Genomic DNA, 13,245 nt, shown 5'->3' on the forward strand with positions numbered 1-13,245 from the left:
ATGATTATCCGTCTAAATGAATTGTATTATACTTCAAACACCAGCACTTTTATGAAAGTGATAGCTATAGTCATCTTAATTTTAGTCTGTAGCAGTTTTAGTTTCGCCCAGGATAAGGGTCATATGGCGCGAAAACAGTTATTTGATTACAATTGGAAATTTAACTTGGGCGATGAAGCATCGGCCAAATCAATTGGTTTTGATGACAGTGGTTGGCGTAATCTTGACTTACCACATGATTGGAGCGTTGAAGGAAAAATAAGCCCTAAAAATTCAACAGGAGGAGCCGGCGGTTACTTCCCCGCAGGCATAGGTTGGTACAGGAAAACGTTCACGGTTCCGCGTGAATGGAAAGATAAAAACGTTGCCGTATATTTCGAGGGGGTATATATGAACTCCGAAGTTTTCATTAATGGAAAATCGCTTGGTGTAAGGCCATATGGCTATTCTTCATTCAGCTATAACCTTTCACCTTTTTTGGATTTTAACAAAGAAAATGTGATAGCTGTACGTGTAGACAATTCGCAACAAATAAATAGCAGGTGGTACACAGGCTCGGGGATCTACCGCCATGTTTGGATGATGGTTTCCAATCCGGTGCATACAGCCCAATGGGGAATTGCTATTATAACTCCTAATGTATCTGTAAAAGAAGCATCTGTTCAGATAAAGACTTTGATAAAGAACGAGACTGCTTTTTTGCAAAGTATTGTTCTTAAGACCCGGTTATACGCTGTAAATTCTAAAAATGCGGGAAATAATAGCATAACGGTAGAACTGCAGCCTCATCATGAAAAAGAAATTGCACAAATAATAAAGGTATCTGATCCTCTGCTATGGTCGCCGGAAACTCCCAATTTATATCGGGCACAAATTCAGGTATTAAAAGGTAATAACATAGTAGATGAAACCCAAACTGGTTTTGGTATTCGCTCCCTGAATTTTAGTGCTGAAAAAGGTTTTCAGCTTAACGGAAAAACGGTAAAGATATCCGGTGGATGTGTTCATCACGACAACGGCTGCCTGGGGGCTGCGGCTTTTGACCGGGCCGAAGAACGTAAGGTTGAGCAATTAAAAGCTGCCGGATTTAATGCCGTAAGAACTTCGCATAACCCACCTTCCGAAGCTTTTTTAAACGCTTGCGACAGGTTAGGTCTGTTGGTTATTGATGAAGCTTTTGACTGCTGGAGGGGAGGGAAAAATAAGTACGATTATTCGATATATTTTGACCAATGGTGGAAACGTGATTTAGAAACTATGATACTTCGCGACAGGAACCATCCGTCGATTTTTATGTGGAGTATTGGTAATGAAGTATCTGAGAGAAAAACACCTGAAGCGGTAAAAACTGCTAAAATGCTGGCTGGCGCTGTTAAAAATATAGATACCACCAGGCCGGTTACATCCGCCATAGTTACCTGGGGAAATGAATGGGAATCTTTTGATCCGCTTATGGCAGCTCATGATGTTGTTGGTTATAATTATCAACTAAATAGTGCCCCGGCTGATCATCAGAGAGTACCATCCCGCATTATTGTTCAGACGGAGTCATACCCGCGGGATGCCTTTGCCAATTGGAAGCTGGTGCAAAAAAACAATTATATTATAGGTGATTTTGTATGGTCGGCAATTGATTATCTGGGCGAGTCTGGAATAGGCCGTTTTTATTATTCTGGTGAGACTCCCGGAGAGAATTGGGAAAACGATTTTTTTCCATGGCATGGGGCTTATTGCGGAGATATAGATTTGATTGGGTGGAGAAAACCGATATCGCATTACCGAAGCCTATTGTATAATAACACAGAGAAGCTATATATGGCTGTGCGTGAACCCAACCCCGAGCCATTGGAGATTAAGGAAACAAGATGGTCTGTGTGGCCAACCTGGGAAAGCTGGACATGGCCAGGCTATGAAGGGAAGAATATGGATGTAGAAGTATATTCAAAATATTCAAAGGTGAGGCTTTACCTTAATAATAAGCTTATCGGTGAAAAGCCGACAACCGAAGAGCAGGAGTATAAAGCAATTTTTTCGGTACCCTATACCTCAGGACTTCTCAAAGCGGTTGGTGTCGAAAATGATCAGGGAATAGAATCATCAGTTTTGCAAACTTCCGGCGACGCTGCAAAGATTAAAGTAATTGCCGATCGTAAAGAAATATTGGCCAATGGGCAGGATTTATCATATGTAGCGATTGAAATAACTGACAAGGACGGAATAATTCAACCGAACGCGGCAAATCGTTTACATTTTAAAATTGATGGGCCAGGCGTAATTGCCGGGATAGATAATGCCGATATTAAAGACTATGACCAGTACGTAGGCAACTCACGTAAAGCCTGGCACGGGCGGGCGATGGTTGTTATCAGAAGCACCCATAGCCCGGGTGAAGTTATACTTACGGTTACTTCCCCAAACCTGTCCGAAGCAACTTTGGACATCAAAACACTTAAAAATTGATGCTTTGGGCTGTATGGTGTTTGTAAATTCTTGAGTGTGTTTTTAAATAATTAAAAATGAAAAAAACTATTGATGACGTGACAAAATCTATACCACTAATTCTGTTAACAATACTTATTTCGGTATTGAATGTGAAAGCCCAGGATGGTAATCATTTTTTTCCTGAAAAGGATCTGGTAACCACTGGTATCTACTATTACCCCGAACACTGGAACGAAACCCAGTGGGAAAGGGATATAAAAAAGATATCCACTATGGGTTTTGAGTTTGTGCACCTTGCCGAATTTGCCTGGTTTAAAATGGAGCCCGAAGAAGGTCGGTTTGATTTTACCTGGCTGGACAAGGTGGTGGGGCTTTGCGCAAAGTATCACCTTAAGGTGTTGCTATGTACACCCTCGGCCACTACCCCAACATGGATGCGCATAAACTACCCGGAGACGTTTATTATGGATGGTCACTACATCCGTGCGGAGAATGGTACACGGGGATTAGAGTCGATGGTGAATGCTAAATATCGAGGCTTTGTGAAAAGAGTAGTAGGGGAGATGGCAAAACGATACGGGCAGAACAGCAATATTATGGGATGGCAAATAGATAATGAGCCTGGTGCAGTTTCTGATTATAGTCCATCATCTCAGGAAGCATTCAGAGCGTGGCTGAAAAATAAATACAAAACCATTGATGCGTTAAATACGGCCTGGGGCGCCGCTTTCTGGAGCCAGTGGTTTAATAACTTTGACCAGGTAATCATCCCTAATACGAGCTTGGTAGGCTGGTGGGGTAATAACCCTCACGCCTTACTGGATTTTAAGAGATATTCCGCAGATGCCCAGGCTGAATTTCTTGATTTGCAGGCGGGCACTTTACGTAATTACATCTCAAAGTCCCAATTTGTTACCACCAACTATACTGCCGTTTGTACGGGTTCGGACCCTAACCGTACCACGAAACTGGATTTTGCGGCATATACGGCGTATCCAAACGGAGGTAGTGATAATATTGGAGAATCGGGTTTTCGTTTAGGTAACAGTGACGTTGTTCTTTTTGCTTCAGAATATTATAAATCCGTAGGCGGTGTGTCTGGTGTTTTGGAGATTCAGCCCGGCCCTGTTAACTGGGGAAGCTACAATCCCCTGCTTTTACCGGGTACCGTTCGCTTATGGTTGTACCACAGTTTTGCGGCGGGAGGAAAGATTGCTTGCTCATACCGTTTTCGTCAGATCTTGTATGGTGCCGAACAATATCATGCAGGTGTGATACAAACAGATGGCGTAACGCCTTCGCAGGGTGGTAAAGACTATATGCAGTTCATGAAAGAAATAACAGAACTGCGAACGCAATTTAAGCCAGGTACAAAACTGCCGACGAAATTGGCCGCACGGTCAACTGCGCTTCTTTGGAATGTGGAAAATTACTGGAGTATTGACAGGCAAAAACAGACAGGACAGTGGAATACATGGGATTATCCGCTGAAATTTCTTAAAGCCGCGAAGTCATTGGGAGCTCCTGTTGATGTAATCCAGGAAACAACAGATCTGTCAAAGTATAAGGTGGTAATCGTTTCGGCTTACGAAATGGCTGATTCGGCACTGGTAAAAAAATGGAATGACTATGTCATAAAAGGCGGCAACCTGGTTATTACCTGCCGCACTGCTACTAAAGATCGCAGGGGCCATTTTTGGGAAGGAGAGACTGCTTTGCCAATTTCAAACCTGATTGGTGCCCATATAAGTCAAACAGATATGCTTTCATCATATGGTAAAGGCGATATACTGATGAATTCAAATCATTATTCATGGCATACCTGGGCGGATTTACTTGTGCCGGAAGATACCACAGGAGTGCTGGCCACCTATAATAACCAGTTCTATAAAGGAAAGGCTGCTGTTGTAAAGCATCGGATAGGAAAAGGCACTGTAACCTATATTGGTGTAGATACCGACGATTCCAAATTAGAAAAGGATGTGTTGAGACAAATTTACACAGATGCCGGTGCTAAAACGGAGGACTATCCTCCGGGGATATTTGTTTATTGGCGTGATGGTTTTTACACGGCGTTGAATTATTCTTCCGCTGATTATGTCATGAATATTCCGGGTAGCTCAAAAATTCTTGTTGGCGAAACAACGCTGAAACTCGCAGGTGTATTGGTTTGGAGTGAGTGATTAATGATATTAAAAAGAAAACCCTCTTAGTATTGAAAAGCAGGATAGTTTGGGAAGACTATCGGCCATACATAAGTATTAATAAGAGAGTTGAAAATTAGTTGCCAATAATTTTCCTGTACCAGACTTGTTAACCTGCAACCAGAGTTATTGGCGCGTATGAAAAAGAAACTAACCTATATGAAAAAGAAAATATTACCAATTGTTTTGGGCTGCCTGCTTGTTAGTAATGTTTTTGCTCAAAGTAACAATTTAAACAAAAACGCCAAATCCGAACGAGTAATTACCCTTGACTTCAATAAAGAAAAAGGAAGTTTTAATACATCGTTTAAGGTATGCGTAGGCGCTGGTCGTGCCAATGAGGGATTGAGGGCCGATTGGCAGCAGCAACTGGCCACGCTAAGGAAGGAGTGTGGTTTTAAATATATCAGGATGCACGGCTTACTGACTGATGATATGGCTGTTTATAAGGAGGACGGAAATGGAAATCCACAATATAATTACCAATATGTAGACGCTTTGTATGACTATATCCTGAGTATAGGTATGAAGCCCTTTGTTGAATTGGGATTTATGCCGGGGGCGTTGGCAAGCGGCAGTAAAACAATTTTTTGGTGGAGAGGGAATGTAACACCGCCTAAAGATTATAAAAAATGGGAAGGTTTAATCCGTACCCTAACTCAGCATTTTACCGAACGATACGGAACTGATGAGGTTAAAACATGGTATTTTGAAGTTTGGAATGAGCCCAACCTGAAAGATGGCTTCTGGACAGGTTCGCAGAACGACTATTTTAAGCTATATCAATACAGCGCGCAGGCAATAAAAAGTGTAAACCAGGCTTATAAAGTTGGCGGCCCCGCCACAGCAGGGGCGGCGTGGGTACCCGAAATGATAGATTTTTGCAGTAAGAATTCTGTCCCCATTGATTTTATCAGCACGCACGCTTATGGCGTAAAACAGGGTTTTTTGGATGAATATGGAGCAACAGGTACTGTGCTCGACAAAAACAAGGAGAGCATTAGCGGCGACGTTTGGAATTCACGCAGGCAAATTCAAAATTCAGCGCTTCCCAAACTGGAGTTGCATTATACAGAATGGAGTTCATCTTATACACCTGCCGACCCGTTCCATGATAGTTATCATGGAGCCGCATACATACTTGAAAAGTTAAAACAAATAGGGTCGGCGGCAAATTCCATGTCGTATTGGACGTTTACTGATATTTTTGAAGAAGCAGGACCAAGATTTACCCCGTTTCATGGAGGCTTCGGTTTGCTGAATACGCAGGGGATCAAGAAACCGGCGTTCTTCGCCTATTCTTTTTTAAACAAATTAGGCGAAACCGAAATAGCCAACCAGGATAATTCTTCATGGGCCTGCAAAAATAAAAAAGGTGATATTCAGGTTTTGGTATGGGATTATACTTACACCCTGCCAGATTCTGTTAATAACCAATCGTACTATATCCGGGATCTGCCTGCTAAAGCAAAAGGACAGGTTGAGTTGGCTATAACTGGTATGTCCAAAGGGAAATATAGGATGGAAGTTTATCAAACGGGTTACAGGGTAAATGATCCTTATACTACCTATCTATCCTTTCATAAACCCGACCAATTGAGCAAAACTCAGGTCGATTTGCTCAAGAAGCAGAATAACGGTAGCCCCGTTTTGACGGAGAACATCATCATCGGTAGCTCCGGGGTATTTTCAAAGAAGCTTGCGATCAGAGAGAATGACGTTTTTTTTATCAATATGATCAAGCTTTAATGGCTGCTAATAGCAAGGCTGGCATTAACTGCTGGTCTTGTAGATGCTTATCAGAAAACGCCCAGGTGCAAAAAAACTCATTGCGCGATTTTTATGCGGCTAAAAAGGGATTTGAATAATAACCTTGGTGTTTGTGTGAGAAAAATAAAGCCACTTGAGATAATAAATCGTAAGTGGCTGATTGAAGTGTGACCTGGGAGAGGCTCGAACTCTCGACCCACTGATTAAGAGTCAGTTGCTCTACCGGCTGAGCTACCAAGTCGTTTTAAACACGGGCTGGTTTAAATAGGGTACAAAGAAACGCTTTTTTAGCTATAAACGAAGCGTTTTGAGTAAAAATAATTCAGTTAATAAAATTACACAAAGCGAGGATTTTTACATGCGTCAGGGTTAAGTGCGTCACTAAGTGCGTCAGTTAAGCCATTTTTATGTTTAAATCGAGTGTGAGTGAGTGCGTCAGTAACTTTAATACTGAACCAAAAATCGTTACCAGCAGAAGCCTAAAAAATAGGTCTTATATTATGTACTATTCAGATGGCGTACGGTATCGTTTATATAGTGGTACTAATCTTAATATTCCAATTTACCCCAATAAAGCGATAAGTGTAGCAGAAAGAAACAAGCTATTAGGTAAACTTTTATTTGAGGTTAATAAAGCTTTCGAAACCGGGTATGCCCCGCAAGTAGTCACTGAGGTTGAACCTATAAAAGTTCAAAAAGTTATCGTCAAAACCACTGAACAAGCTTTTCGGGATGTTGAGTATGCAAAAATGACAAGTCCGTTAAGCTATGATTATAAGAAAGAACTTAAACGGTTGGTTGACGATTTCCTGAAATTCTTAACTAACGATGAAAAAGCAGACGATATAAAAAACCTCGAACAACAAAGGGTCGAAGATTTTTTGAACCAACATAAAGCAACCAGTACTTACTACATGGGGCGGCGAAGAATGTTAAGCGTTTTCTTTGCTGAGTTCATCAGGAAAAAGCTCATAACCGATAATTTGAGTAAGAACGCACCACGGTTAAAGACTAAGGCTGCATTACATAAGATTTATACAAAAGAACAACTAACCACAATCCTACAATTTCTAAAAACTAACAATGAAGATTTATATATCTGTTGTTTATTAGCTTACTGTTGCATGTTACGACCGCATCAAGAAATAAGGCTATTAAAAAGAAAACATTTCAACGATAGTTTTTCATTAATATCATTATCAGGAGCCGAGAATAAAAGCGGACGGGTACGGGTTGTATCAATACCCGAATACTTACAACCGCTAATAAAACAAAGGCTATCAACGGTACACGAACCTGAAATTAACTTGTTTACGCTAACCCAAACAACATACAATGATTATTACTTTAACTTAATTTGGTCAAGGTTAAAACCTGCAATGTATAGTAAAGGAATACTTCAAAAAGACCAAACCATATATTCATTCCGCCATACCGCTGCCGTTGATGTGTATAACAGGACGAAAGACATTCACATCATTCAACAACTTATGGGGCATTCTACCATGATAGTGACGTTGAATTATCTGAGGGGCTTAGGGGAGTTAAATAGCCAGCAATTGAAAGACGCATTACCTGTTTTGGAATTTATATAGTTCAATTTTAGAGGACGGGATGGTGAGTAGCGTGCGCATGGGTAGTATCCCCTTTACCCCACCCACCCTTTAACGCCCCCATCCCCGGTGGGACTTGCTCCGAGAATCGCAATGTAATTTTTTGATGGAAATGAAAGACCTTTTAAAATCACGACCAGTTGATTAAATTATAAAGTTTTCTTCAAATTTTTTTTTGCAAAAAATCCATCCCATTAATTAGCGTTGTGTTATGATTTTCTCTGACTAAAAAATTTCTAATAAATTCCACCAATTAAAATAACTTAGCTTACTTGGACTATTCAGAACAGAACCGTCAATTTTATTATTTAACGAACTGAAAATGAGCTTTAACAAAATACTTGACAAATACAGGAAAATATCATTTTCAGAACGGGATAAGGGTAATAGGTTTGAAAGGTTGATGCAAGCATACCTCCAAACCGACCCTAAGTATTCTTACTTATTCAAAAAAGTTTGGTTATGGAACGAATTTCCGGGTAAACGAGACTTGGGTAGCGGCGATACGGGAATTGATTTAGTTTCGATGACTAATGACGGTGATTATTGGGCTATACAATGTAAATGTCATCAAGAAAGTTCGATAATTGATAAACCCGCAGTTGATTCATTTCTTTCAACTTCAAGCCGTAAATTCAAAGACGAGAACTTAAAAACTACCGGCTTCGCTCATAGACTTTGGATTTCAACGACTAACCATTGGGGCGCAAATGCCACCGAAGCAATAAAAAATCAACACCCTCCGGTTACGAGAATTAACTTATCTGATTTACAAGATGCTCCGGTTGACTGGACAAAATTAGAAGAGGGCGTGCATGGTGAGGGTTCACGTTTGGCAAAGCACCCTATCAAGGGACATCAAAAAGAAGCATTACAAAAAACAAACCTGCACTTCACAGCAAATGACAGAGGTAAACTAATTATGGCTTGCGGTACTGGCAAAACGTTTACGTCCCTGCGAATTGCTGAGAATGAGACCAAAGGTAAAGGGCTGGTATTGTTTTTAGTGCCTTCTATTGCTTTGGTTGGGCAAACCCTAAGAGAATGGTCAGCACATGCAATGGAGCCTATTAACGCTGTCTGTATATGTTCCGACCCGGAAATAAGTCGAAAAAAAACACAGCATGATGATAGCGATGGTTTTAGTGTGGTTGATTTAGCTTTGCCAGCCTCGACTAACGTAAATGAAATTATTCATCAATTTAATCAAATAAAGGTTGGTGGTAGCAAAGGGCTGACGGTCGTTTTCTCTACTTACCAGTCAATAGAAGTTATATCAAAGGCACAAAAAGAACTAACGAAATTAAGTAATGGCTTTGATGAATTTGATTTAATTATTTGCGATGAAGCACACCGTACTACCGGAGTATCATTAGCCGGGGAGGATGAATCAGCATTTACCAAAGTCCATGACAATACTTTTATAAAGGCAAAGAAGCGGCTTTACATGACCGCTACGCCACGTTTATACAGCGACGATACTAAGAGCAAGGCAGCACAAGCCGAGGCGGTTTTATGCTCTATGGACGATGTAAAATTATATGGCGACGAAATTTATAGAATCGGTTTTGGGGAAGCGGTTGAAAGGGATTTACTTACCGATTATAAGGTTTTAATTTTGACCCTTAGTGATAAAGATGTTCCGCCAGCTATACAAAAAATGATAGCCGGGTATGAAAGTGAGATAAACACCGACGATGCTTCCAAGCTAATTGGTTGTATCAACGCTTTATCTAAGCAAATTTTAGGGGATGAAGGTATTATAAAAGACACTGACCCTAACCCAATGCGTAGGGCTGTAGCGTTTTGCCAAAGCATAGCCGCCTCAAAAAAGATTACGGAAACATTTAACTCTACAACCGAAGTTTATACAAGTTCTCTACCCACCGAAAAGAGAGAGCAAATGGTTTCGGTATCATCTGAGCATATTGACGGAACAATGTCGGCTCCTAAACGGGATGAATTACTTAGTTGGTTAAAGGCTGATACAGAAAATAATGAGTGTAGAATACTGACAAACGTACGCTGCCTAAGCGAAGGGGTTGATGTACCTTCATTAGATGCGGTAATGTTCCTTTCGGCGAGAAATTCACAGGTGGATGTAGTGCAATCCGTAGGGCGGGTTATGCGCAGGGCACCCGGAAAAAAGTATGGTTACATTATAATACCGGTTGTTGTTCCGTCCGATATAGAAGCCGACAGGGCACTGGATGATAACGAACGTTACAAAGTAGTCTGGACTGTTTTGAATGCTTTACGTGCCCACGACGACCGCTTTAACGCCACAGTAAATAAGCTCGAACTAAACAAAAAGCGACCGGAACAGATTTTAGTTGCCAAACCGGAATATTCATTTGATAATGAAGGTACACCCATGTTAGCTGAACCGGAAGAAACGTACAGCAACGGGACTACCAATAATAATGATACTCGCAATCAGTTGGCTATACAATTTGAGCAATTACAAAATGTTGTATTTGCTCGTATGGTGCAGAAAGTTGGTGACCGCAGATATTGGGAGCAGTGGGCAAAAAATGTAGCCGAGATTGCTGAACGCCAAGCGGAGCGTATTAACCGCTTAATTAATGAAGATATTACGCATAAGAAAGCGTTTGCTGACTTTTTAAGTGGGTTACAAAAAAATATTAATCCAAGTATTTCTCAACAAGAGGCAGTTGAAATGCTTTCGCAGCACATAATAACTAAACCTGTATTTGAGGCTTTGTTTGAAGGATATTCTTTTGTTAAGAACAATCCAATTTCAGTTTCCATGCAAACAATGTTGGATTTGCTGGAAGCTCAAAATGTTGAGAAAGACACTGAAACGCTACAGAAATTTTATGATTCGGTTAAAATGCGTGCGTCTGGCATTGATAATTCCGAAGGTAAACAACGTATAATAATCGAATTGTACGATAAATTTTTCAAATCAGCATTTCCTAAAATGGTGGAGAAATTAGGAATTGTTTACACCCCCGTGGAAGTAGTGGATTTTATCATTCACTCAGTAAACGATGTATTAAAGAACGAGTTTAACAGAAAAATTAGTGATGAAAACATCCACGTGCTTGACCCTTTTACAGGTACAGGAACCTTTATAACTCGTCTATTACAAAGTGGATTAATTGCAACGGAGGATTTAAAACGTAAGTATCAACATGAGATACATGCTAATGAAATAGTTTTGTTGGCATATTATATTGCAGCAGTAAACATTGAAAATGCATTTCATGACGCAATAGGTGAAATAGAATATTCAGCGTTCGATGGTATTTGCTTGACAGATACATTTCAATTGGGTGAAACTGATGCAAACTATATCCTTCATAAAGATATGTTTCCGCAAAATTCGGAACGGGTTGCAAAACAAAAAGCAGCACCTTTAAGAGTAATAATTGGAAATCCTCCATATTCGGTTGGACAAAAATCAGAAAATGACAATGCTCAAAATCAGAAATACGAAAAACTGGATTCGAGGGTCGAGTTTACTTATGCGAGAGGTAGCAAAGCAACTTCTGTAAAAGCGTTATACGATTCATATATTAAAGCATTTCGTTGGAGTACTGACCGCTTAGACCCTGAACATGGTGGGATTATTTGTTTTGTTTCAAACGGTGCGTGGATAGACGGAAACGGTATGGATGGCTTTAGGAAAAGTTTAGAAAATGAATTTTCGTCAATTTACGTTTTCAATTTAAAAGGAAATGCTCGCACAAGCGGAGAATTAAGGCAAAAAGAAGCGGGTAACGTGTTTGGCTCGGGTTCCCGAACTCCCATATCAATAACCTTACTGGTAAAAAATCCTAAAAAAGCCGGACAGAATGCCTCTATTAATTATTGTGAGATTGGCGATTATTTAAATAAAGATGAAAAACTAAACGTTATAAAAAAAAGCAAAGGTATTTTTAGTCCCTCCATTGCTTGGCGAATTATAACACCCGATGAACACAGTGATTGGATAAGTCATAGAAATAGTAATTTCGATAACCTAATATCGATAGCACCTGCAAATAAATTTGACTTAAAAACTGAAACTTTTTTCGTTACATATTCATTAGGAATAAATACGAGCAGAGATGCTTGGTGCTATAATTTTTCCAAAACTAAATTAGGCTCTAATATTTCTAATTCAATTGATTTTTACAATCATCAAGTAATTCGCTTTAAGGAAGAAAGAAAAAACACCCCTCAACTAATCCCCGATTCTTATATTGATATTGACCCTAAAAAAATTAGTTGGGATAGGGGTTTAAAAAACAACTTAAATGCATTAAGGATATTAGATTATGACACTGAAAAAATAATTCAAAGTTCCTATCGACCATTTTGTAAGCAAAACTTATATTTTGATAAAGTGTTAAATGCTATGCTTTATCAGAACACGAAGTTGTTCCCTAATAACTCTAAAAGCAACATAGTGATTTGCGTTTCTTCCGTTGGTGCTAACAACGGATTATCTTTGCTAATTAGTAAAGATATGGCGAATTTGCATTTCAACGGAGATACCCAATGCTTTCCTCTCTACTATTATGAAGAACGTCGACGACAAACCCCCGGATTGTTTGACGGAGATGAAACAAGCGAATTTATTCGGCGTGACGGCATAAGCGAATTTATATCAAGCCGAGCAATTAGCATGTACGGTAAAACTGTGACTAAAGAAGATATTTTTTATTACGTCTATGGCTTTTTACATAGCCCTGAGTATAGAATAATGTTTGCCAACGACCTGAAAAAAACATTACCACGTTTACCATTAGTAGAAGACGTTAAGGATTTTTGGCAGTTTAGTAAAGCCGGACGAAAATTTGCAGAATTGCATATCGATTACGAAAATGTCCCTCCATACGCAGACATAAACGTAATAGGAGCTGAAAACGGGTTCTATCGTGTTGAAAAAATGCGCTTTCCAAAAAAAGACCAAAAAGATACTATACTTTACAACAGTAAAATACGAATTGAAAACATACCCGCCGTTGCGTATGATTATGTGATAAATGGTAAAAGCGCAATTGAGTGGGTTATGGAACGTTACGCAATTACTACGCATAAAGACAGTGGTATAATAAACAACCCGAATGATTGGTGCGATGAAATTGGCAACCCCCGCTATATCTTAGACCTGCTTTTAAGTGTAATTAACGTAAGTGTTCAAACTGTACAGATTTTTGAGGCTCTCCCTAAAGTGAATTTTGAGTAGTAGCGGTTAAAGTTAT

5 protein-coding genes and 1 tRNA gene are annotated in these 13,245 nt (G+C 39.8%); 5 read left to right on the plus strand and 1 reads right to left on the minus strand.

Annotated elements, in window-relative coordinates:
• From QWZ17_RS05765 to QWZ17_RS05775, 3 genes are all read left to right on the plus strand, one after another.
• Positions 1-2,460, plus strand: coding sequence for a glycoside hydrolase family 2 TIM barrel-domain containing protein (locus QWZ17_RS05765; protein ID WP_290304080.1), 2,460 nt, complete (start codon positions 1-3; stop codon positions 2,458-2,460).
• Between the two features lie 56 nt (positions 2,461-2,516).
• Complete coding sequence (locus tag QWZ17_RS05770) at positions 2,517-4,625, plus strand: beta-galactosidase (protein ID WP_290304081.1); 2,109 nt, start codon at positions 2,517-2,519, stop codon at positions 4,623-4,625.
• 180 nt (positions 4,626-4,805) lie between these two features.
• Positions 4,806-6,395: a GH39 family glycosyl hydrolase gene (locus QWZ17_RS05775; protein WP_290304082.1), complete on the plus strand. Its 1,590-nt coding sequence runs from the start codon at positions 4,806-4,808 to the stop codon at positions 6,393-6,395.
• Positions 6,396-6,584: 189 nt separating this feature from the next.
• On the opposite strand, the gene QWZ17_RS05780 is transcribed toward QWZ17_RS05775, so the two are convergent.
• Positions 6,585-6,657, minus strand: a tRNA-Lys gene (locus QWZ17_RS05780).
• A 259-nt stretch (positions 6,658-6,916) separates the two neighbouring features.
• Between QWZ17_RS05780 and QWZ17_RS05785 the strand changes: the two genes are divergently transcribed.
• A complete protein-coding gene (locus QWZ17_RS05785) occupies positions 6,917-8,011 on the plus strand; it encodes a tyrosine-type recombinase/integrase (RefSeq protein WP_290304083.1) in 1,095 nt (364 codons plus the stop codon).
• A gap of 340 nt (positions 8,012-8,351) precedes the next feature.
• Positions 8,352-13,229 (plus strand): DEAD/DEAH box helicase, encoded by a 4,878-nt coding sequence (locus QWZ17_RS05790; protein ID WP_290304084.1) that lies wholly within the window; start codon positions 8,352-8,354, stop codon positions 13,227-13,229.
• Positions 13,230-13,245 lie beyond the last annotated feature (16 nt).

It is taken from the genome of Mucilaginibacter flavus, assembly GCF_030409315.1.
Classification (GTDB): Bacteria; Bacteroidota; Bacteroidia; order Sphingobacteriales; family Sphingobacteriaceae; genus Mucilaginibacter; species Mucilaginibacter flavus.

What these genes read in the sequence shown, in the direction of transcription:
- QWZ17_RS05775 (WP_290304082.1), top strand. Translation starts at nt 4,806, where the DNA reads ATGAAAAAGAAAATATTACCAATTGTTTTGGGCTGCCTGCTTGTTAGT.
- QWZ17_RS05785 (WP_290304083.1), top strand. Translation starts at nt 6,917, where the DNA reads ATGTACTATTCAGATGGCGTACGGTATCGTTTATATAGTGGTACTAAT.
- QWZ17_RS05770 (WP_290304081.1), top strand. Translation starts at nt 2,517, where the DNA reads ATGAAAAAAACTATTGATGACGTGACAAAATCTATACCACTAATTCTG.
- QWZ17_RS05765 (WP_290304080.1), top strand. Translation starts at nt 1, where the DNA reads ATGATTATCCGTCTAAATGAATTGTATTATACTTCAAACACCAGCACT.
- QWZ17_RS05790 (WP_290304084.1), top strand. Translation starts at nt 8,352, where the DNA reads ATGAGCTTTAACAAAATACTTGACAAATACAGGAAAATATCATTTTCA.